This is a genomic window from Ignavibacteria bacterium, from assembly GCA_025612375.1.
Classification (GTDB): Bacteria; Bacteroidota; Ignavibacteria; order Ignavibacteriales; family SURF-24; genus JAAXKN01.
In genome coordinates this window covers 100,445-123,314 of record JAAXKN010000007.1, presented here as the reverse complement: position 1 = coordinate 123,314, position 22,870 = coordinate 100,445, and the positions used below count along the sequence as shown (strand labels likewise).

Annotated in this window: 18 protein-coding genes; 10 read left to right on the top strand and 8 right to left on the bottom strand. The window is 44.2% G+C overall.

The features are described 5' to 3' along the window. Positions 1 to 8: 8 nt before the first annotated feature. Both HF312_07315 and HF312_07310 read right to left on the bottom strand, forming a co-directional pair. Positions 9 to 596, bottom strand: coding sequence for a TetR/AcrR family transcriptional regulator (locus HF312_07315; GenBank protein MCU7520012.1), 588 nt, complete (start codon positions 594 to 596; stop codon positions 9 to 11). A gap of 116 nt (positions 597 to 712) precedes the next feature. After that, positions 713 to 2,002, bottom strand: coding sequence for a glutathione-dependent formaldehyde dehydrogenase (locus HF312_07310; GenBank protein ID MCU7520011.1), 1,290 nt, complete (start codon positions 2,000 to 2,002; stop codon positions 713 to 715). A 449-nt stretch (positions 2,003 to 2,451) separates the two neighbouring features. Here HF312_07310 and HF312_07305 point away from each other — a divergent pair, with 449 nt between their 5' ends. Further along, positions 2,452 to 3,942 carry a cytochrome C gene (locus HF312_07305; protein ID MCU7520010.1) on the top strand — a complete coding sequence of 497 codons (1,491 nt, stop codon included), beginning with the start codon at positions 2,452 to 2,454 and terminating at the stop codon, positions 3,940 to 3,942. Between the two features lie 153 nt (positions 3,943 to 4,095). Beyond that, on the top strand, positions 4,096 to 4,326 hold the full coding sequence (locus tag HF312_07300) for a hypothetical protein (protein MCU7520009.1): 231 nt from the start codon (positions 4,096 to 4,098) through the stop codon (positions 4,324 to 4,326). 75 nt (positions 4,327 to 4,401) lie between these two features. On the opposite strand, the gene HF312_07295 is transcribed toward HF312_07300, so the two are convergent. Further along, positions 4,402 to 5,085: an OmpA family protein gene (locus HF312_07295; GenBank protein ID MCU7520008.1), complete on the bottom strand. Its 684-nt coding sequence runs from the start codon at positions 5,083 to 5,085 to the stop codon at positions 4,402 to 4,404. A gap of 246 nt (positions 5,086 to 5,331) precedes the next feature. Here HF312_07295 and HF312_07290 point away from each other — a divergent pair, with 246 nt between their 5' ends. The 3 genes from HF312_07290 (at position 5,332) to HF312_07280 (ending at position 9,971) form a co-directional block, all read left to right on the top strand. Beyond that, positions 5,332 to 5,961: a porin family protein gene (locus tag HF312_07290; protein MCU7520007.1), complete on the top strand. Its 630-nt coding sequence runs from the start codon at positions 5,332 to 5,334 to the stop codon at positions 5,959 to 5,961. A gap of 260 nt (positions 5,962 to 6,221) precedes the next feature. Then, positions 6,222 to 8,945, top strand: coding sequence for a PAS domain S-box protein (locus tag HF312_07285; protein ID MCU7520006.1), 2,724 nt, complete (start codon positions 6,222 to 6,224; stop codon positions 8,943 to 8,945). 147 nt (positions 8,946 to 9,092) lie between these two features. Then, positions 9,093 to 9,971, top strand: a complete 879-nt coding sequence (locus tag HF312_07280; protein ID MCU7520005.1) for a hypothetical protein — start codon at positions 9,093 to 9,095, stop codon at positions 9,969 to 9,971. Positions 9,972 to 9,989: 18 nt separating this feature from the next. Here the strand turns inward: HF312_07280 and HF312_07275 are convergent, their stop codons facing one another. Beyond that, positions 9,990 to 11,507, bottom strand: coding sequence for a nicotinate phosphoribosyltransferase (locus HF312_07275; GenBank protein ID MCU7520004.1), 1,518 nt, complete (start codon positions 11,505 to 11,507; stop codon positions 9,990 to 9,992). A 215-nt stretch (positions 11,508 to 11,722) separates the two neighbouring features. Here HF312_07275 and HF312_07270 point away from each other — a divergent pair, with 215 nt between their 5' ends. Both HF312_07270 and HF312_07265 read left to right on the top strand, forming a co-directional pair. Next, positions 11,723 to 11,995 (top strand): toxin, encoded by a 273-nt coding sequence (locus HF312_07270; GenBank protein ID MCU7520003.1) that lies wholly within the window; start codon positions 11,723 to 11,725, stop codon positions 11,993 to 11,995. A gap of 4 nt (positions 11,996 to 11,999) precedes the next feature. Next, positions 12,000 to 12,269, top strand: a complete 270-nt coding sequence (locus tag HF312_07265) for an antitoxin (GenBank protein MCU7520002.1) — start codon at positions 12,000 to 12,002, stop codon at positions 12,267 to 12,269. A gap of 12 nt (positions 12,270 to 12,281) precedes the next feature. On the opposite strand, the gene HF312_07260 is transcribed toward HF312_07265, so the two are convergent. From HF312_07260 to HF312_07245, 4 genes are all read right to left on the bottom strand, one after another. Continuing rightward, a complete protein-coding gene (locus tag HF312_07260) occupies positions 12,282 to 12,905 on the bottom strand; it encodes a hypothetical protein (GenBank protein ID MCU7520001.1) in 624 nt (207 codons plus the stop codon). A gap of 92 nt (positions 12,906 to 12,997) precedes the next feature. After that, positions 12,998 to 13,999 carry a hypothetical protein gene (locus HF312_07255; protein MCU7520000.1) on the bottom strand — a complete coding sequence of 334 codons (1,002 nt, stop codon included), beginning with the start codon at positions 13,997 to 13,999 and terminating at the stop codon, positions 12,998 to 13,000. Positions 14,000 to 14,198: 199 nt separating this feature from the next. Further along, the gene (locus tag HF312_07250) at positions 14,199 to 14,474 is read right to left on the bottom strand and encodes a hypothetical protein (GenBank protein ID MCU7519999.1); all 276 of its coding nucleotides are present in this window, start codon (positions 14,472 to 14,474) and stop codon (positions 14,199 to 14,201) included. Positions 14,475 to 14,661: 187 nt separating this feature from the next. After that, on the bottom strand, positions 14,662 to 18,330 hold the full coding sequence (locus tag HF312_07245) for a multifunctional oxoglutarate decarboxylase/oxoglutarate dehydrogenase thiamine pyrophosphate-binding subunit/dihydrolipoyllysine-residue succinyltransferase subunit (protein MCU7519998.1): 3,669 nt from the start codon (positions 18,328 to 18,330) through the stop codon (positions 14,662 to 14,664). A gap of 377 nt (positions 18,331 to 18,707) precedes the next feature. Here HF312_07245 and glmS point away from each other — a divergent pair, with 377 nt between their 5' ends. The 3 genes from glmS to arcC are packed head-to-tail and all read left to right on the top strand — an operon-like array spanning position 18,708 to position 22,824. After that, positions 18,708 to 20,540: a glutamine--fructose-6-phosphate transaminase (isomerizing) gene (gene glmS, locus HF312_07240; GenBank protein MCU7519997.1), complete on the top strand. Its 1,833-nt coding sequence runs from the start codon at positions 18,708 to 18,710 to the stop codon at positions 20,538 to 20,540. A gap of 23 nt (positions 20,541 to 20,563) precedes the next feature. Continuing rightward, positions 20,564 to 21,883: a GTPase gene (locus HF312_07235; protein MCU7519996.1), complete on the top strand. Its 1,320-nt coding sequence runs from the start codon at positions 20,564 to 20,566 to the stop codon at positions 21,881 to 21,883. Then, positions 21,880 to 22,824 (top strand): carbamate kinase, encoded by a 945-nt coding sequence (gene arcC, locus HF312_07230; protein MCU7519995.1) that lies wholly within the window; start codon positions 21,880 to 21,882, stop codon positions 22,822 to 22,824. Before HF312_07235 ends, arcC begins: the two co-directional genes overlap by 4 nt. Positions 22,825 to 22,870: the final 46 nt, after the last annotated feature.

The window sequence follows — 22,870 nt, the reverse complement described above, 5'->3', positions numbered from 1 at the left end:
TCAGATTTTTACTTCTGTAATCCTCGTTTACTGAAATATTTTACGTCGTGTCTGATCTTATCCAGAGGGTATTCCTGAGGATCCTGTGCCCACTGGTGCAGGAGCAGGCGCAGTCCGCCGAAGATGAAGGATCTGATTATCTTTACGTCTATGTCGGGTGTAAAGGTGGAGTTGTTAATTCCCTCAACAACAATGCATTCACCCAGGTCGATAAACTTCTGGTAATAGGGTGTAAATTCCTTCGGGCTTTTCTGGACCAGGTAGTTCTGTTCGTTCACAAAAACGACAGCAAGTGCAGGATCCTGTATAAACATGTCAAAAAGAAGGTCCATCAGCGCGTCAACTTTTTCAACCGAGTTTATGTCCGTGCGTTTAGAAACAGCATTCAGTTCGTTATAAAGCCTTTCCCAGAGCTGAGAGAAGATCTTCTGCAGTATGGTTTCCTTATTTTTATAGTAAACGTATATGCTTCCTGTAGCCACGCCGGCAAGTTCAGCAATTTTGTGGATCTTGGCGTTATGGTATCCGCTTTCGGCAAACACCTTTATAGCTGCTACCAAGATATCGTTTCCCTTATTTCCTTCTTTTAATCTCATCATGCACCTGCATTATTGAATTGCCATTCAAAAATAAATCCGTTTTTTTGAATTGTCAAGACAAAATTTCAAAAAAATGCGGGAAGATGAAAAAAAATCTTCCCGCATGCAAAAAATCAGAAATTATGAACAAAAGATTTCCCGTTTCCGGCGGTTACTTCTTCGAGGTGTTTCTGCCGCTTTATGTCCTGCTCCTGAGAAGCAAGAATTTCCACCTTCAGCCAGCCCGGCTCTCTTTGGTCGAAAGCCTTATAGGCTTTAATTATGGAGTCAAGAGTTCCGACCTGTGTGATAATTTTCCTGGGGCTGACAACTCCGCCCTGGACCATTTCCAGGAGAACCGGTATATACTTGCGGTGGTTGCAGTTGCCGGTTTTAATTGTAAGGTTTTTATTCATTACCATGCCGAAAGGAAACGACTGGAATGTCTGCGGGTATACCCCAATAACCGACATCGTGCCTGCCTTGGCAATTGAATCTATCTGCCATAAGAGAGCCTGTGAGGGGCCGTTACCCGGAATCCAGTTATTGCCGTGAGGGTTTGTTCTTGGTGCTACCTGGTCGACTTCCTTTCTGAACTGGTGCTCGAGCTTTCTTGATTTTTTCAGTGCCGGCCCTTTCCCGGGCTGCATGGCATCGACACCGACGGCATCAATCGTGCGGTCGACGCCTATACCACCGGTCAGGTCATGTATAACTTCAACAGGGTCCTCGTCGTCGAAGTTAATTATTTCGGCCCCCAGGTTTTGAGCCATCAGAAGTCTGGATGGGATTCTGTCTATTGCCAGCACGCGGCCTGCACCCATTAAAAATGCGCTTTGGATTGCAAACTGCCCCACAGGTCCGCACCCGAAAACGGCAACCGTGTCGCCGTGTTTAATCTCTGCCATTTCAGCACCAAAGTACCCGGTAGGAAATATGTCCGAAAGCAGGATTGCATCGTCGTCAGTAACGTCGTCAGGAATTTTTACAAGTCCCGCGTTTGCAAAAGGGATACGTGCCTTCTCGGCCTGGAGTCCGTTAAAGGCGCCCGACATCATGGGGCCGCCGAAAAAGGCAGTGCCGGCGTTTTTGCCCATAGGGTTGGCATTATCGCACTGCGAAAAGTAACCGGCGCGGCAGTAAGAGCAGTAGCCGCACCCTATAGTGGAAGGGATGATTACTCTGTCGCCAGGCTTAAGGTTCCTTACTTCGCGCCCCACCTCTTCAACTATACCGATTCCTTCGTGGCCTATTATTGTACCGGATTTCATTCCGGTCATTGTTCCCCTTATAAGGTGCAGATCGGTCCCGCAGATAGCGCATGAAGTAATTTTTACCACTGCATCGTGCGGATCTTTTATTCTGGGCTCTTTTACCTCTTCAAGCCTTATATCACCAACTCCATGAAATACAACCGCTTTCATCATACCTCCTGATTTTGTTATAATTATATTATTAATATTGGAACCAAATTCAAGGTTAATAGATTGGAATAAAGGAAAGGCAGGGTGTATGCCTTTTAAGTTAGAAACTTTGGAAAATGCATTTTGTTTTTGCCGGGAAAATATATTTATTAAATTTATGAAAGCTTTTATAGTAGATTTATAGCTGTTGTCCGCCTTACTGGCAGCAAGTGTGCGGAATTGCTTTGAAGCACAGAATGGCTGCAGTTTTTGCTTTGCTTAATATTTTTTCTTCGGTATGATCAGAAAAAGACGGAATGTCCGGAAAAGTTTCGAAATTTGAGTCAACAAAGTTGATATTGTTCAAAATAAATTTTAGTTTGCGACACGGAATCCGATTTTGGGGAAAATTGGTTATAATGTCTTAAAATAAATTTTATTTTAAAATTTTTGAATCATAAGAGGTAAAAATGCGAAGAAAGTATCCTCTTTCGGCTTACAACTGGACTTCTCTTGTAGGACTTACCATTGCCATCATAGCAGCTATAATGATAATATTTCTGTTTGTAATTTCCGCATTCATTCAGCAGGGAAGTTCATATCTGGGTCTGGTAATTTACATTCTGCTTCCTGCTTTTTTAATTGTAGGACTGATATTAATTCCCGTAGGCATGTATTTCAAGACGCGCAAGGAAAGGAAGAATAAGGAAGCCGAGCCCACCAGGTGGCCGCAGATTGATTTGAATAACGAACGCCACAGAAACGGATTCATATTTTTTGCAATTGGAACGGCTTTATTTCTTCTATTATCGGCAATAGGGAGCTATGGCGCCTTTAACTTTACGGAGTCTGTAGAATTCTGCGGCACAATATGCCATACTGTAATGAAGCCTGAATATACGGCCTACCAGCATTCGCCTCATGCAAGGGTAGCCTGCGTGGAATGCCACGTTGGAACGGGTGCCAACTGGTACGTAAAATCAAAAATGTCCGGCTTATATCAGGTTTATGCCGTTACAATAGGCAAGTATCCCCGTCCTATTCCAACTCCTGTCAGGAACTTAAGGCCTGCCAGGGAGACCTGCGAGCATTGCCACTGGCCGTCAAAGTTTTATGCCCGGCAGCTTACGCTTGAAAGGCACTATCTTGCAGACGATACAAATTCAGAGTGGGACATAAATCTTGTACTGAAAATAGGTCCTTCCATCAGCGCCCTGGGGCTTCAGGAAGGGATACACTGGCACATTAATCCCAATACAAAAATTGAGTACGTTGCCAAGGATGAACAAAGGCAGACAATCCCTTGGGTAAGATATACCGACCTAAAAACCGGCAAATCAACTGTTTTCAAGGTTGCAGATTACAACACGAATCCGCAGACCGCAGGCACCAGGGTTATGGACTGTATAGACTGCCACAACCGTCCGTCGCATAATTACCTGCCTCCCTCGGTATTTGTAAACAACGCAATTAATTCCGGCATTGTTTCAAAAGACATTCCGGGCATTAAGTCTCTTGCAATGGAAATATTCAGCAAGGATTTCTCCACAACAGATTCTATGATGAATTACATTAAAACTCAGGTAATTAATCATTATAATGAAACCAACTATTATGCTTCGAACAAGGCAAAGGTTGACCAGGCAATAAAAGGGCTCCAGACACAGTTCAGCCAGAATATTTTCCCTGAAATGAGGGTTAAGTGGAGCGCTTACGCGAACAATATCGGGCATCTTAATTTCCCGGGATGTTTCAGGTGTCACGACGGAAACCACACGAGCAGTGACGGCAAGGTGATTTCAAAAGACTGTAACCTCTGCCATACAATCGTAGCCCAGGGTTCACCCCAGAGCCTGGAGGCTGCAAACGTGAACAGCACACTTGATTTTAAGCACCCGGTTGATGTCGGCTACTCAAATGAAATGCTTTGTACCGACTGTCACTCAGGTTTGAACCCTTAAGAGTTAATTTATGCTCAGGAGGCCCGCGAAAGGTTTCCTGAGCTTTTTCCTGAACAATATTTTATTTCTGAACTGAATTATTTTGCCTAAGTTGAAATTTTTTCAGTATCTTTGCCTAAAATTAAAAATGCTTTTTCCCACAGGAGTCGTTTCATGAATAAGGTTATCAACTTTACATTAATACGGGACTATGTCAGCTCACATTCAGAAACATCGGAAGACAGCCTTACTACGACAGGGAAGAGTTTCATTAAATTGTGCAATGCCGCCATTATCTGCTACAGGTTTACTGGTACCTTAGGAAACCTCTCGGCGGCATTTGAGCACCTGGTTGCATTGATAGAAAAAGAGAAATCTGAGGACAAAATCAGAAAATCCAAATAAGAGCTTAATCGGTTTTAAGAAAAAAAGTCTCACATCTTTAATGTGAGACTTTTTTTTTGAGCGGGGAAGATCATGTTATCCCTTAACAGGAGGGAGTTTACCATTTTCAGCAGCTTTTTTAAGCTTGTCGTTTGCAAAAACTGCTACTTCGACGCGTCTGTTTGCCTGTTTTCCTTCCGGAGAATCGTTTGTTGCAACGGGCTGGCTTTCTCCATAGCCTTTTGTCGTTATGCGTGAGGTTGCCACGCCTAGCTGTTCAGCAAATGAAGCCACAGAGGAGGCTCTTTTTTCGGAAAGGGTCTGGTTATAAGCATCAGAGCCATCGGAATCCGTATGCCCTTCAATGAGCACATTAGTATCGGCATATTTTTTCAGGATTTTTGCCAGCCTTTGAATGTCATCTTTAGCCGCGGGCTGCAGGTCGTACTTATTTGTTGCAAAGAGAATGCCTGATGGGAACGTAATTTTTATTCCTTCGCCAACTCTTTCAACCCTGGCGCCTTCGAGATCTTTCCTCATTTCTTCGGCCTGACGGTCCATATAGTTTCCGATCAATGCGCCTGCAGCACCGCCTACGGCTGCTCCAATTATTGCCCCTACGGCGGTACTTCCGGTTTTACTTCCAATAACTCCTCCAATAACGCCGCCTGCAGCTGCCCCGATGCCGCCGCCTTTTACGGTATTGCTTGCACCGCAGCCGGAGGCCAGAAAGGAAGCTATAATGAACAATGCCAGAAATGATTTTACTGATCTATTCATAATAAGTCTCCGTTTAATTATTCAAGAAACATGTTTATTCCATGAAGCGTAATAATATAAGTTAACAAAAAACAAGGGCTGTCTGAAAGGCATTAAACCGGTAAAAGGCAGTTCTGCCCATGGAAGGGGATGGGGGCATCGGGAGCCCGGCTTAGCTTGATTTTGTTTGTAGTATTGACTACAATAAATTGTCGAGGCAGTGACTAAATAAAGATTGGTGAGCTTAAGTAATGGAAAGGGATATATATGAAAAGATATGTGTGGGCTTTGCTGTTATTAGTCATTTTATTTGGTCCCGGGGTTTCCTCCGGGCAGACCTATGATCAGGGTTACGGCAGTCAAATGTTTGTCGGGATTCAGGCCGGGACAGCCATACCAACGGGTGATTTAAGCGACAATGCAAAGCTGGGCTGGGGAGGACAGGGAAATTTTGAATACCTGGCCACTCCTAACCTGAGCCTGATGGCAACTGTAGGCTACTACCTGTGGGGAGCAAAGAATGACCTACTGGGTCTGGCGGACTTTACGTTTTCCACAATACCTGTTCTGATTGGGGCAAAATACCTTTTCATGCAGGGGGATCTGCGTCCGTATGTGGGAGCAGATCTGGGCATACATTTTCTGAAAACAAAAATTTCAAGTAACATTAATATATTCGGATCAAATCTGGAAGAAAGCAATACGGAATCGAAGTTCGGCTTTGCGCCGATGGCCGGCTTAAGGATGCACATGCCTCCTAATGTAGATCTCGATCTGAATATAAGTTATAACATAATCCCTTCTTCAGGCAGTACGTTCTCAAACGGCGCAATTTCAACTTCCAGCAGCAGCACTACCTACTTAGGGATTATTGTGGGGGCTTTAATAGCACTCTAACAGATGCGTTTTTGGTGAAGGCAGCTTTGCCTCTGGCTGAAGATCAGGTAGGCACGGCATTCGGCCTGAGACAAAAGGGGCTGTTTCCCCCGGCGCCTGGAAGGAATTCCCTTCCCGGGAATAGTGTTGTCTATTAAGCACAATAATAACCCCCGGTTAATTTACCGTGGGCACTCCAGAGGTATATCCGTAATCAAAATAAATTTGTATTTTAAGTAACCGGAAATCCCTGGATCTTCTAAATCATTACATGGGGCATAATGAGTCTTCAACAAAAGGTTTACAAATATTCCAACTTTACAGCAATAGCCGCGCTCATTTTCTTCCTGGGTCTGACTGCATGGTTATGGATGGATTCAAGGCATGACACACAAAAAAATGCAAATGAAAGGTTTGAATTCAGGGTTTATGAGATAAAGCAGGTAATTCAGCAGCGTATGCAGGAATACGAAAAGATACTGCTTGGAGGTGCCGGGCTTTTTGACGTGGCCAAACCTGTCACGCGGCAGATGTGGCATGATTACGTAGAAAGGCTGCTGATCAGTGAAACTTCGCCTGGAATTCAGGGAATCGGTTTTTCCATCCTGCTCAGGCCCCAGGATTTGCCTTCTCACCAGGAGAAGGTAAGGAGAGAGGGGTATCCGCAGTATCATGTATGGCCCGGGGGCAATCGTGACTTATACACGTCAATTGTGTATCTGGAGCCTTTTTCGGGACTTAACCTGAGGGCATTCGGATATGACATGTATTCTGAACCTGTAAGGCAGAAAGCCATGTCGCTGGCAATGGATTCGGGCCTTACGGCTTTAACAGGAAAGGTCAGACTTGTTCAGGAAGGTAACACTGCCGTGCAATCAGGATTTCTTATGTATGTGCCGGTTTACAGGAAAGGCGTGGAATTAAATACGGTTCAGGAAAGGCGAAGCGCCATAATCGGATTTGTATACAGCCCCTTCAGGATGAATGACCTTATAAATGGAATTTTCGGCGGCGGGCTTACAGACATTCAATTAAAAATTTACGACGGGGAGCTTCCTACAAAAAGAGAGCTAATGTATAACAGCGGCTTTAAGGGGGAGGCAAAGGATACCAGTAAAAACCATTTATTCAGGAGATCCGAGCAGGTTATAATTAACGGTCATACCTGGACGCTGCAGTTTTCGACGCTTCCGATGTTTGAAAGAACCGTTGACAGTCAGAAGTCTCCCATTATCCTTTTTTCCGGCATAATCATAAGCCTTCTTTTTGCAGCGGTTGTAAAGTCGCTTTCTTCCACACGCGCACGTGCGCTTGCACTTGGCGTGGAAATTAACGAAAGAAAACGTGCCGAGGAGGCGCTTAAAGAAAGCGAGGAAAGATTCCGCCTTATAACGGAAAATGCAAACGATCTTGTTTCTGTCAGGAAAAAAGAGGGGAGCTTTGTCTATACGAGTCCCTCTTTCAGTAAAAGGCTCGGATTCAGCCCGGAAGAGCTCCTGAATATGAGAATATCTGACCTTGTGCATCCGGATGAGATTACAAAATTCATAAACCGGATAAATCCATCTCCCGTGCAGTTCCGCATTCATACAGCAAAAGGAGAATGGGTATGGATGGAGGGAACAAGCAGCATTATGAGGATGAGGGATGAAGACTTTATCCTTGGAATTGCTCGCGAGATAACAGAAAGGAAAATGGCCGAGGATGCCTTGAAAGAGGAGATGTCGAGGGCGGAGACATTGATAAAGGTCTCGAACACCTTTGCTGAACTGACGCTTGATTACAAAGCTGTTTTGGAAAATGCCGCAAAGATCGCCTCAGAGTTAATTGGAGATGCTGCCGTTGTAAGGCTTATATCGGATGATAATAAATATCTTGAGCCTGCGGCAGTTTACCATCCGGATAATGAGGCCGTAAAGCTCATTTATGAAGTCTTAAGGTCAGTTCCTCAGGAATCAGGCAAAGGGCTTTCAGGGAGGGTTCTGGCAACATCAGAAAGCCTGATTATTCAGGAAAAAGAGCTGCAGGAGAATAAAGATTCAATAAGGCCGGAGTACACGCAATACTTTAAAAAGTACGGCGTTAATGGAATACTTGTAGTACCGTTAAAAGTAGGCAGGCAGTTAATAGGTACTTTGAGCTTATTAAGAACGCGTCCGGGCAAGCCTTACACATCCAAGGACAGGTCTTTTCTTGAAGAGCTGGCAAACAGAATTGCAATTGCAATTGTAAACTCGCGTCTGCACCAGGAAAAGGTTCATGAAATTGACGAAAGGCGTCTGGCAGAAGAAAAGCTGACAAAAACTCTGGAGGAGCTGGCAAGGTCAAACTCTGAGCTTGAAAATTTTGCCTACGTGGCTTCTCACGACCTGCAGGAGCCTCTTAGAATGATTTCGAGCTATACGCAGCTGATTGCCAAGCGATATAAAGGTCAGCTGGATGAAAAAGCCGACCAGTTTATTGCATTTACTGTCGACGGGGCAAAAAGAATGCAGCAGCTCATCCATGACCTCCTGGAATATTCAAGAGTTGCAACCAGGGGCAAGCCTTTTTCGGCCGTTGATGCCGGCGAAATTATAAGGACAGTCCTGAACAATCTTCAGATCAGCATAAAAAATAACAACGCGGTAATTACCTATGGCTCTCTTCCCATGGTCATGGGTGACGATATTCAGCTCATGCAGCTTTTTCAGAATCTGATAAGCAACTCAATGAAGTTCAGGAGCAATAAGGTACCGGAAATTACCGTTAAAGCGGAAGACAGGGGGCAGGAATGGCTCTTTTCTGTGCATGACAACGGAATAGGAATTGATCCGCAGTTTAAGGAGAGGATCTTTATCATTTTCCAGCGTCTGCACGAAAGGGAAGAATACCCGGGTACAGGTATAGGCCTGGCTGTATGCAAAAAGATAGTTGAAAGGCACGGTGGCAGGATCTGGGTTGAATCAGAACCGGGAGAGGGCTCAACCTTCCTTTTTACGCTTCCCAAAAGGACTTTGGGCTAGCAGAATTCTATCCTTTTTTTATGTTATTGCATAGTGAGCGGTTGTTCACTATATTTGCGTGGTCACTTTCGTCTTTTCAGATTACTAACTGAATGAAAAGGGGAAAGTAAGGCTTAGAAGCCTATTTGAATATGCAGGTGAAAAAACATGGCAGCAAAAACTAACATAAAAAAGAACGGTAAAAGTAGCACGAAAAATAAGGCAGTTCCGCCGAAAAAAATAAAAGCAGCTTCCCCAAAAAAAGAGGAAGCTCAGAAACCTGTCAGGAAGAAGAGGTCTGCAGCTTCAAAAGCCGCAGCAGCTTCAAAAGCAGAAGGTGTTAAAAAAGCAGCTCCCAAAGCGAAGGCAGCTCCGAAAAAAGAAGGAGCACCCAAAAAAGGAGCAGCTTCAGTGAAGAAAAAAGGCCCCGTATTGCCCCGGAGCATTAAAAAGAAAAGTGCCGGAGCAAAGAGCACTAAAGCGAAAACTTCAAGCAAGAAGGATCAGGCACAGAAAAGCAAAGCTGTTCCAAAAGAAGCTGCAAAACCGGCTGCGGTAAAAAGGACTAAAGGAAAAAAGCCCACTGGGAAAAAGGCTAAAAAGCCGGCTCAAAAGAAGGAAACGGCATCAGCAAAGAAAAAGAAATTAAAGCAGCCGGAGCAAAAGAGGCAGGAGCCTGTTTTGGCAAAGAAGAAGAGGTCAGTCCAGAGGGAAGCCCCGGTTCAGGTAAAGAAAACGGAGCCAGCTCCGGAAAAGAAACTCCAAGAGGTAAAGGAGAAAAGCAGTATTGATGCGGGAATAAAAGAAGAGGCAGCTTCCTGGAAATTTTTCGAAAAAGACGGCAGTGTGCAGATTAAGATCTATACTGAAAGTGAAGCAATTTTCTCAAAACTTGCCAGGCTTGAAGGTATACAAAAAAGTGCCAAATACTTCGTTAAGGGGCGCCAGGTTGGGGCCGATTTTATTGTCCCGCTGGAAATGGCAGAATCGGCCTGCAGCATTGCGGGTGTAAAGCCTCCCAAAATAACCATTAGAAAGCCGGAATAAGATCCGGCTTTCCTGTTTTTATGATTTGGAAGCAAAGGGGAATCCCGCCTGCGGGTTATGAGGCTTCATTTCATTTTGAAGCTTCTGCTTCTCCTCAAACATGGCAGGGGAGATTGAAACGTGGTAAGTGTGGGGGTTAATAAGTCTTTTAACACCTGTATCAAGCCTGCTTAAGTCATTTTCCCTCGTCTGTCTTATCTGTTCAATAGACGGGAATTCATAAACAGTCTTACCGTTTTTAAATATCACCTTCAGCAGGTTTTCAATTTCGGTGGAGCTGCTTTTCTTAATTGTACGGCTTTTGCTCTGATCCGAATGGTGAATAAGATGTATCTCGTTTAAGCCCCGTGGGTTTTCACCTTTAAGTGTAATAAGGTCGGCGTTAGCCTTGCCGGATGTGTCATAAATCCGCCACAATTCCTTTTGTCCCGGGTTCGGGATCTTTTCAATGGACTCTGAGATTTTCATTACCGGAATCCAGTCGTTATTTTCCACGGCAACCAGCTTATAGACTCCGCCCAGGGCAGCTTCACCTTCTGAGGTAACGAGGCGGGTCCCTACTCCATAGACGAGCCTGTTAATGATTTCATCCGGATGCATCCCTTCCTTTTGGGCCTCTTCTCCAATTTGCGTAATAATCTGCCATATATTCATTTCATCCAGCTCATTGGAAAGCACAACTTTAGTTTCTGTAAATCCCGCCTGGTTCAGCATTTTTACGACCTTGACGCTAAGGTAAGCCAGGTCGCCCGAGTCGAGGCGGATGCCCTGAGGAATATGCCCTTTTGACCTGAGCTTTTCAAATACCTTAATGGCATTTGGTATGCCGCTTTCAAGTGTATTAATTGTATCGACAAGAAGGGTGCAGTCGTCGGGGTACAGGTCTGCAAAGGCCTGGAAAGCCTCCAGTTCGCTCATGCCCAAAGAGAGGAAAAGCTGTACCATGCTGTGTGCGTGTGTACCTTTCGGGGGGTAGCCGAGGACGTAGGAAATGCCTGCGTTGGAGGAGAAATCGGCTCCTCCAATAAGAGCGCCCCTGACGGCTGCAACGGCGCCGCGGTCCTGCCCGCGCCGGGCACCGAATTCAAGGACTGGCTGGTTTCTTGAAATGTCCTTAATTCTTGAGGCCTTTGTGGCAATAAGGGTTTGGAAGTTCAGCTGGTTCAGGAGCGCCGTTTCAATGATCTGGGCCATGACAAGGGGGCCTTCAACAATTGTAAGGGGCTCGTTGGGATGCACGCATCTGCCTTCAGGAATTGCTCTTATGGTAAGGCTTTGGAAATTTCCGTTAAGTTTAAGCCAGTTGAGGAAGTCGTCCTTAAAAAGTCTTTCACCTTTTGCATTTTTATGGCTTTTTAAGAATTCAATTTCCTCATTTCTGAAGTGCGAATTCTGCATCCAGTCTATGAACCATTCGAGTCCCGCATTTATGCAGTAGCCTGCCTTGTGGGATCCGTAGTCGGGATATTTTCTGAAGAAGTGGTCAAAAACAACTCTTTTATCCTGCAGTCCAAGATTAAAGTAGAGCTGCGACATGACCAGTTCATACTGGTCGGTAAACAGGACTCCTTCAGTAATTGTCTGGTCGAACTTTCTAAGCAAAATATCTCCCAATTGGATTGTGTATCTTTTTAATATTATTAAAAAGGCGTAAAGTTCCAAACTTTGAGGAGGGGGAGTGTATTGGAAAAGTGGCGGGTTGACAAAAGGCACACAAAATAATATATTAAAAGATAATAAATTCAGGTTAAATGAAGTATTTCTCGTGGAATGAAGATAAAAATGAGTGGCTTAAGGATGAAAGGAAGATTTCATTTGAGATCATTATAAGCCAGATTGAAATGGGATATTTGCTTGATATCATAGAGCATCCTAACAAAGAAAAATATGATGATCAAAAGATATTTGTAGTTGAGTATGAAAGTTATGCGTATCTTGTCCAATTTGTTGAAGATTCTGAGAAAGTATTCCTGAAGACAATTATTCCAAGCAGAAAGGCAACTAAGAAATATTTGGAAGGGTAATTGAATGAAAAAGTCAGACAAAAGTGAAGTTGACATCATTAAGTCTTTTGAGAATGATGAATGGAAGCCGGTAAAGGATGTCGAGAAGAATAAGGCTGAATACGTGCGTTATGCAAAAAATACGGGGCTTAAGAATAAAAGGATAAACATACGACTATCAGAAAAGGATCTTGTAAACTTAAAGGCTAAATCTTTGGAAGAAGGGATACCTTACCAGACACTGATTGCCAGCATTATTCATAAGTATGTGCATGGGAAATTCAGGGAAATCTGAGTGAATTCTCTATCATTTCCATAGAATGTTCATGACCTTTGCTTCCAGCCTGCTTTCAAAAATCATCTCTTCAAGTTCATCCAGAAAGGGGCTTTCAGGATTCACGCTTTCAAGCTGAGAGAAGTATTTATCGGCTGCCCCGAAATTATCTGATTTTGCATAATACTGTATCAGAATAGCCAGAAAAGCCTGAACTTCTGAAATATGGAAAACCTCGCGCCCGGGAAGCAATTGCTTTATGTCAAACTTATTGTTAAAGATTTCGGGAATCTTTTCCAACTCGCCTGTATCTAAAAAGTGTTCTGCAAGTCCCATTTTCGCGAAAAAATAATCGGGGAATTTTTCCAGTGCTTTCAGTGTGACTTTGAAACTCTCTATTTCACCATATGCAAGACGTGCAGCAATATAAAGGTAATTGTAGAATTCAGGAACGTTGGGATACTGTGAAATAGCGGTTCGGAGTTTTCTTATAGCCCTCCTGGGCGACTCCTTGCTCATAAAATGTAATTCCTCTAACAGATCCCTTAAGTTTTTATTTTCATCTCCGGAGTACTTATCCAGGGCGTCGAAAGTGACCTTATAAGGAAATACTTTTGCTGAGACAGGGCTTTTCTTCTTTTTTGAAGTTTTCTTCATACCAGCATTCCAGCCTTTTCCAGATAGAATGAAGAAAAATTATCATTTTTTCAACTGCTTAAATATTTCACTGCAGAAAGAGCCAGGGTATATTATTTACCTTTTAGGAACATCCGCATCATTTCCTGTTCCATTTCATCCAATACTTCGATTGATTCAGAGAGTACCGGTTTTACCCTGAGCAATTCATCTACGGGAGAGAATGTAAAATAAATTTCCTCCATTGTTGTTTCCAGGGCGCTGGGAATGAATCCGGCCTTTTTCACAGTAGCTGCAAAAAGGCTTAAGAGTTCCTTTTCCAGGTAGTTATAATCAACAAGCCTGTTGTTTAGTATCAGTCCTGTTTTCCTATCAAGAATTACCAGTGCAAGAGGGAAAAATATATTTTTCTCATTATCATCAAGAACAGGTTCGGGAAGAAAAAACATGCCTAAGGCCCATATTTCACTTCCCCTGGTCCGGAGATTTTTAATCTGACCGGCAATTTCAGAAATAAAAGAATTATCCGGCATTGTAATATCCGGTGTAAGGCCGGGGGAGAACCAATGGTTCATCCATCCTTTTTTATTTTTGTTTAACTTACGGATTACCAGATCCCCCTCAGGAGAGACGAGACAATTGGGATCTTCCTTAACTTTGGGAGCCAGCATCATGGTCTGCTGGAGTGCAACGTTCAGAAATTCAGCCTCAGCTTCATTTATCATTACAGGTATGTGTCCCGGGGAATACCGGCGGAGAAGGGGATAGGCATTCTTCCCCTTAAATTTAAGTCCCAGCTTTTTTATAATTTCTTTGTCCTCCGGCTCAAGTTCTCCCGCGTTTTCAAATGTAACAGAGATGCAGTTCTGCATAAACATGCTGAATGAGTCAACAGGAGTGTCAGTAAGCCTGTCGCTTAACCAGCGCCAGCCTGTATTACCCAGGTAGACTGCGAGTCCGAAAGTTTCTCCTCCTTCTCCCATGATGTCACAGTAGCCGATCTGTCCTGTCGCCGGATTCTCGACTGCAAATATATCAGAGTTAGACATCCAGTTCCAGGGACTCATGTTTTTGAATTCAATAATGGTATTAAAGAGGTTTTTAAATATTTCCATACTGCATCTCTGTAATTGTCTTCTAAGGATATTAAATAATTTATTTAATAATACAAAATCCTTATTTATGAAAACAGAAAAAATTGATGGAGGGTATTAATTTTAAAAGATAAATAAATGGAGAGAAAGGAAGAAAAATCAGAAAGCGGCAGAAATTCTTAATTCCTGCCGCTCCAAAATCATAAGAGGATTTTACGGATCAGTTTTCAATTAAAGATCTCTTCCTCATCAGGCTGTAAACTGCATAGTGAATTGCTGAAGAAAGTGGTTTTCCAGTGGCCATTTCCTCGCAAACCTCTTTTACAAAGTCATCTTTCGAAACAAATTTTGTGTTTACCCCTGCTTCAAGACATATATCAGTTTCAGTGGAGTCACAAACATACTCAAGTTTAGCTGCCTGCGTAATAACATCCTCGTAATTAAGCTCTTTGCCTTTTTCCTTAAAAGCTCTTCCGAAAAAATTTTTAAGATTCACTTTTACCTCCTGACCAAAAACAATTATTTCGTTTATATATATATATGGTGACAGAGGCCGAATTCGGAAAAATTTTTGAAAAAAAATAATATTTTTTTGAAAAAGGTGAAAATTGCTTAAAAAAGGAGCAAGGATTGCCAAAAAAGTGCAGTCCCTTGTTCCTGAAAGATCCTTTTTTTCTATACCTCTACAGTGAAAATGCCTTACTGATCAGCTCCTCCTGTTCCTTCTGGTGCATCTTCAGGGAACCTGAAGCCGGGCTGGCGCTTTCAGTTCTGCCGGCATAGTAAAGTTTCCGGTTCTGCAGGCTTAATTCTTCGGACCTCTGCAGGATAAAACTCCAGGCTCCCATGTTTTTGGGCTCCTCCTGAGTCCAGACGACTGACTTAAGATTCGGATAGGAGTTAAACAGTCTATTAATCTCTTCAGCCGGGAACGGGTATAACTCTTCCAGGCGCACAACTGCCGTATCTTTTAAGTTATTTTTACTTTTATGAGCGAGGAGGTCATAATAAAGCTTCCCGCTTACAAGAAGAAGCCTTGTAATGCTGCTTTTATCCCCGGCTGAGAGGTCGTCAATTACTTTGGAGAACTTTCCAGAGGTCAGTTCGCCAAGTATTGAACGCGCCTCAGGAAGCCTTAGGAGGCTTTTGGGAGTAAAGATTATAAGGGGCCTCGACATATGGTCTTTTATCTGCCTTCTCAGGAGGTGAAAGTATTGTGCCGGGGTGGTTACGTTACAGATTGTCATATTATCTTCGGCAGCCAGAGAAAGGAATCTTTCAATTCTTGCACTTGAGTGCTCAGGACCCTGACCTTCATAGCCGTGGGGCAGTAGGAGTACAAGGCTGTTAGGCAGTTTCCATTTGCTGTAAGCGCTGACGAGGAAGTTATCAATTATCACCTGTGCGCTATTGGCAAAGTCGCCAAACTGAGCCTCCCACAACACCAGTGAGAGCGGGTCGGCCCCGCTATAGCCCAGTTCAAAGCCTAGAACTGCGGCCTCTGAAAGGAGGCTGTCCAGGGCTTCCATTGAGGCCTGGTCCTGATCAATATGGTTTAAGAGCAGCACCTCCTCGCCTGTATTAATGTCGGACAAAATAAGGTGGCGCTGGCTGAAGGTTCCGCGGGCGCTATCCTGCCCGCTTAAGCGGATCGGGGTGCCCTCCAGTAGGAGTGTCCCGAACGCCAGGGCTTCGGCGTAAGCCCAGTCCATTGGAAGCTGCGGGTTAGCTATAAGTTCGCGTCTTTTGGTAAGCATTCTGGCCAGTTTGGGGTTTGCCACAAATCCCTGGGGTAGTGAAGTGATGCCTTCAACAACCTTAATAATTTCATTTTTATCCACTGCCGTAGGCGCATTTTCTTTCTGCTCGTTCAGTTTTTCCTCAGGAACAGCAAGCGGCAGGTCGGTATAAAAATCAAATGTGTCGTGTGCTGATTTATCAAAAGACTCAGTCAGGCATTCATTTACGTTTGATCTTTTATTTATCTCTTCATCTGAAGTAAGGAGCTTTTCAGCAATAAGCTTCTGTTTATAGAGCTCTTTTACTGATGGATGTTCCTTTATGTGCTTATACATTACAGGCTGTGTATAGGCAGGGTCGTCCCCCTCGTTATGTCCGTGCCGGCGGTAGCCGAAGAGGTCGATAACGACATCCTTATTAAATTTCTGACGGTATTCATAAGCCAGGCGTGTAATCCAGAGCGAGGCCTCGGGGTCGTCGCCATTTACGTGAAATATCGGCGCCTGCACCATTTTTGCCACATCCGAGGCGTAAATTGAGGATCGGGCTTCCGCGGGGTCGGTTGTAAAGCCTATCTGGTTATTAATAATCAAATGGATTGTTCCGCCCGTGCGGTAGCCTTTTAGCTGCGAAAGGTTAATTGTTTCAGCCACCACACCCTGGCCCGCGAAAGCGGCGTCGCCATGAATTAAAAGGGGAATAATGATCTTGCGTCCGGTATCATTGGCTCTTTTCTGTTTTGCCCTTACAATACCTTCCACCACCGGATTTACCCATTCCAGGTGGCTCGGGTTTGAGGCAACAGATACGGTCATTTTTTTACCGTTAAGGGCCTTTACTTCTCCTGAGGCTCCGAGGTGGTACTTTACGTCGCCTGAACCCTGGACTGAGTCGGGGTCAATATTGCCTTCAAATTCGGTAAATATTTTCTCATAAGTTTTGCCTATTATGTTGGCCAGCACGTTAAGGCGCCCGCGGTGTGCCATTCCCATAAAAATTTCCTGTACTCCGTCTTCAGCCGAGAGGTTTATGAGATAGTCCAAAAGTGGTATTACGGTTTCCGAGCCTTCAAGGGAGAACCTCTTGTGCCCTACATATTTAGTATGGAGGAAGTGCTCAAACTCCTCTGCAATTACGAGCTGCCAGAGAATGCGTTTTTTCTCCTGGGGGCTGAATGTAAAATGATTTCTAATAGGTTCCATTTTGCTCTGCAGCCACTGTTTTTCCTCCGGGTGCTGAATGTGCATATACTCAATGCCGACTTTGTCGCAGTATGTCTGCTGAAGAATGTCCAGTATTTCCCTCAGGGTTCCGGTTTCCTTTTCCCCCAGGCCTCCTGTTATGAACTTTCTGTCGTAGTCCCAGATTGTAAAGCCCAGGTTTGCGGGATCCAGTTCCGCATGGTATATGGAATTCATGCCGAGAGGGTTCAAGTTTGCAATCAGGTGGCCTCTAACCCTGTAGATATTTATAAGCTGAAGGATTCTTGCCTGTTTTTCCACGTTATCCATTCCGGGCAGTGCCGAATATGCCTTCGACGGTATGTCCTCCCTGTAGTTAACAGGTTTCTGGGGTATATTGAAGTCACGGAAAATATCCTCATAGAAATTCTCTTCTCCTAAAAGGAGGTCATTTATGAGCTTCAGGAAGAGTCCCGATTCAGCGCCCTGTATGACGCGGTGGTCGTAGGTGCTCGTAATATTCATGACCTTCCCGATACCAAGTTCAGCTATGGTTGAGCGACTCATCGCCTGGTACTGTGCCGGGTAATCGATCACGCCAATAGCAATAATGACGCCCTGTCCGGTCATAAGTCTTGGAATTGATGAAACGGTGCCCACAGTACCGGGGTTCGTTAAGGAAATTGTAGTTCCCTGAAAGTCGGATGGTTCAATTTTGCCCGTGCGCGAGCGTTTAATTACGTCGTCATAAGCCTTCCTGAAATCAGAAAAGTCCATTTTCCCGGCGCCTTTAATGTTTGGGACTATAAGCGAGCGGGTTCCGTCTTTTTTTTCTATGTCTATAGCCAGGCCGAAGTTTACCTCGTCTTTCTTTACAAGGTAAGGCTTGCCGTTTACCATGGAAAAGGAATTATTCATTGAAGGGAAGAGCCTGAGGGCCCGTACAATTGCATAGGCCACTATATGAGTAAAAGATATTTTCCCCTGATTTGTTTTCTGGAGGAACTGGTTAATGATCCTCCTGTTTTCTTCGAGCAGTTTGACAGAAATTGTCCTCTGGCTCGTGGCGGTAGGAATTGTAAGGCTGCCCGTCATGTTTTCAATTATTCTTTGCCCTACGCCCGTAATGAGCTGGTAACTTTCGTGATCTCCTGATGGCGGGGGAGCCTGGGTTCCCCTCGGGGGCTCGCGTTTTGTCGCGGGCTGCGTTAATTCCGCAGTCTTTTTTTCTACAGGAGGCGGCGCCTGCTGCTTTTTCCCTCCGGGAACGGGTTTTTTAGTGGCGAGGTTGTCAAAGTAGTTCCGCCAGTACTCTGAGACGGAGCTTTTATCATTCAGATAGCTGTCGTATAAGTCGGCCACATACCAGAAATTTGAGCCGAACTGCTCAAAAAGGATTTCATGCCCATCGGATAAATGCTGTTCATCCATTATGCTATACCCTCAAAGTTATTTTCTTAACGCGTCCGTTATTTCAGTTTAAGAAAATGCGGCTTCAAACTCAACCTGGCAAAAAAAGCCCTCAATTTACCTTTTCAGGAATTCAAAAGGTATGTAGATATAATTACCCCGGAGATTTAATTAAAAAGTGAGATTTTCCTTGCAAATGGTGCATAAATTTGCAAGATTAAGGGATAGAATAAATTAATTAACGATAAAAGAAAGTAAAGATATGCTCTTTACAGATGTAAATACCTTTTATTTCCAGAAATTAAATCCTCTCTTGCTCAGGCATTGCCCTGATTTGTAAGTCTTCCGTTCTACTTGCCCGTTTTTTAACATAGCTTTAATGACTAGGAGGAAATTATATGTGCGGTATAGTTGGATATATTGGCGCAAAGAATTGCATTCCTATATTACTTGGCGGGTTAAAGAGGTTAGAATACCGTGGTTATGATTCTGCTGGTGTCGGCATTCTTTCCCAAGGTAAAGCCCTTGTTGTAAAAAGTGTAGGAAAAGTAACCGTTCTCCAGGATAAATTAGAAAATCTCAGTATTAGTTCAAGTATTGGCATTGGTCACACAAGGTGGGCTACGCATGGCGTTCCAAATGAAACAAATGCCCATCCGCACGTGAATAACGAAAATTCCCTGATGATTATTCATAATGGAATTATTGAGAACTATGCGGCTCTTAAGGAAACGCTCAAACAAAGCGGATATATTTTTAAGAGTGACACTGATACAGAAGTCCTGGCTCATCTGATAGACAGTTTTTTAAGTAAAGGCCTGAAGCTCTTTAATTCTGTAAGGGCTGCGCTAAACGAGGTTGAAGGAACCTACGGAATTGCAGTTATTTCAGAACAGGAGCCGGATAAGATTGTTGTAGCCAAGAAAGGCTCACCTCTTGTCATCGGCATCGGGAATGATGAAAACTTTATTGCTTCTGACGTAAGCGCGCTCGTTGCCCACACCCAGCAGGTAGTTTACCTGGAGGATGGGGAGGTGGTTGAAGTTTATAAGGATAAATTTATTGCCAAGGATGTCACTGACAGGGAAATAGAAAAGAAGGCGCAGGAAATTACACTCAAGCTTGATGAAATCAGCAAAGGTGGTTTCGCCCATTTCATGCTCAAAGAAATCATGGAGCAGCCGGAATCGATCTGTAATTCCATGAGGGGAAGGCTCGTAGCCAGTGAAGGCACTTCAAAGCTTGGCGGCGTTGAGGAATTTGCCGACCGTCTGGCACAGTCGAGGAGGATCATCATTTCAGCCTGCGGCACCTCGTGGCATGCGGGGCTCGTTGGTGAGTACATGTTTGAGCAGTTTATGGAGATCCCGACTGAAGTTGAATACGCATCGGAGTTCAGGTACAGGAACCCGTTAATATATCCTGATGACACGGTTATTTTTATTTCACAGAGCGGAGAGACGGCTGACACGCTTGCGGCCCTTAAGGAATCAAAAAGGCGCGGAGCCTTATGCATCGGGGTATGCAACGTTGTAGGCAGTTCAATTGCCAGGGAAAGCCACGCGGGCGTCTACATTCACGCGGGCCCCGAGATCGGCGTGGCCTCCACGAAAGCCTTTACAAGCCAGCTCATTGTTCTTTCACTCATAACGCTCATGATTGCGAGGAAAAAGCGCATGAGCCTTATTGACGGGCAGAATATTGTTTCCGAGATAGAGCAGATTCCGGATAAAATTGAGCGCATACTTAAGCTGAATGATGAAATTGAAAAAATTGCCGAAGAGTTTAAGGACGCACAGAATTTCCTCTATTTAGGAAGAGGATACAATTTCCCTGTGGCTTTGGAAGGGGCCTTAAAGCTCAAGGAGATCTCCTACATTCATGCCGAAGGATATCCTGCGGCTGAAATGAAGCATGGCCCTATTGCACTGGTTGACAGGAATATGCCTGTAGTTTTTATTGCTCCGAAGGATTCAACCTACGACAAGATCCTCAGCAATATACAGGAGGTAAAAGCCAGGCAGGGAAGGATAATTGCAATTGCCTCTGAAAGTGACGACAAGATACAGGACATAGTGGACTACACGATTAAAATTCCGGATACAATAAGGATGTTAATGCCGATACTGACTGTAATACCTTTACAGCTGTTGGCTTATCATATAGCAGTAAAGAAAGGGCTGAATGTTGACCAGCCAAGAAATTTAGCTAAAAGTGTCACAGTTGAATAACTATTAATTGGAGGTTTAATTTTATGGCTCGTAAGAATGTTCTAATCATGGGCGCCGCAGGGCGCGATTTCCACAACTTTAATGTTTATTTCAGGAACAACAAAGAGTACAATGTAGTTGCTTTTACAGCTACACAGATCCCGAATATTGACGGCCGCGTATACCCGAAGGAACTGGCCGGGGAGCTTTATCCTGAAGGAATTAAGATCTATGATGAATCGGAACTGGAATGCCTTATTGATGAACTTGAGGTAGAGGAAGTAGTATTCTCTTATTCAGATGTTCCTTTTAACTACGTTATGACCAAGGCCTCAATAGTTAACGCTGCCGGCGCATCCTTCAGGCTCCTGGGCGCTGAAGAAACACAGATCAAGAGCTCCAAGCCCTTAATCTCAGTGCTTGCCGTAAGAACCGGAAGCGGAAAAAGCCAGACTTCAAGAAAAGTAGTTGAGGTATTAAGGGCCGCTGGTAAAAAAGTTGTTGCAATCCGCCACCCCATGCCTTACGGCGACCTCGTTAAGCAGAAGGTTCAGAGATTCGGATCTATAGAAGACCTGAAGCTCCATGAATGTACAATTGAGGAGATTGAGGAATACGAACCGCATATAGCCTTAGGCGGCGTAATTTATGCAGGTGTTGACTACGGCGCAATTTTAGCCGAAGCTGAAAAAGAAGCAGACGTCATACTCTGGGACGGCGGCAATAACGACATATCATTCTATAAGTCGGACGTAACATTTACGGTTGTTGACCCCCACCGCCCGGGTCACGAAATGACCTATTACCCTGGAAACACATCGCTCAGGATGGCTGACTGTGCAATCATAAATAAAATTGATTCTGCAGATCCCAAAAATATTCTCGAGGTCAGAAACAACATCCGCAAGGTTAACCCGAAGGCCAAGATCATTGACGGCGCAAGCCCGATATTTGTTGATAACCCTGAACTCATTGCCGGCAAAAGAGTACTGGTTGTTGAAGACGGCCCGACACTTACGCACGGCGAGATGGCATACGGCGCCGGTACAATAGCTGCAATGAACTATGGCGCAAAAGAAATTGTGGATCCAAGGCCATATACCGTAAAATCTATTACTGCCACCTACCAAAAGTACCCAAAAATTGGTATTTTACTGCCTGCAATGGGATACGGTGAGGATCAGATGAAAGACCTTGAAGAAACTATTAACAATACGGATTGTGATGCGGTTGTTATCGGGACTCCTATTGATTTAGGCAGAATACTCACGATAAACAAGCCTTCAACCCGTGTGCGTTATGAACTCCAGGAAATCGGAGCCATTACGGTTGAAAGTATTCTTAAAGAAAAAGGGATTATATGAGGAAACTGGCTGTCGTTGCCTTCGGAGGCAACGCGCTTCTGAGGGCTGGGCAGGTTGGTACGGCTGACGAACAGGAGCAGAATTCATATGATACCTGTAAAAATCTGATTGAACTCATTAAGGATGGTTATAACATTGTAATTACGCATGGTAACGGCCCGCAGGTCGGCAGTATTTATTTGAGAAGCGAAGCGGGATATTCCTTATACAAGATTCCGAAGATGCCTCTGGATATATCGGTAGCAGATTCCCAGGGGGAAATAGGCTACATGATTGAGCGCCAGATGAGGAATCTTCTGATCGAAAACCATATGGACAAGAAAGTCCTTACGGTTTTAACGCAGGTATTAGTTGATAAAGACGACAGCGCTTTTGCGGTGCCTACCAAACCGGTAGGCCCCTATTATCTTAAAGAAGAAGCTGACCTGTTGTCGAAGACTAATAACTGGCTTTTTAAGGAAGACCCCAGAAAAAGAGGATGGAGGCGTGTTGTTGCCTCACCCCGCCCGCTTGACATAATAAATTATGAGCTGATCGGGGAGCTTGCCCATGAAGGGCACATCGTAATTGCAGCAGGAGGCGGGGGTATACCCGTTTTTCTGGATGAGAAGAAAACCTTCCGTCCCGTTGAAGATGCTGTAATTGACAAAGATCTGGCTTCGGCTCTTTTGGCAAGCCAGATAAAAGCCGACGCATTCTTTATCCTTACAGATGTTGCAAAGGTATGCCTTAATTTCAATAAGCCGGACCAGGTCCAGCTCGATGAATTAAAGCTTGAGGATGCAAAAAGGTACTTTGAGGCCGGGGAGTTTGCCGCCGGCAGCATGGGACCTAAAATTATGGCCGCAATCAAATTTGTTGAATGCAGCGGAAAGGAAACTATTATTACCGAAGCCACTCAGCTTCACGATATCAACAGCGGGACAAAAATAGTCCTTTAGAAAAATAGTCCTCTGGAGAAGTGGTTTTAAACAGAAAAACAGAAAA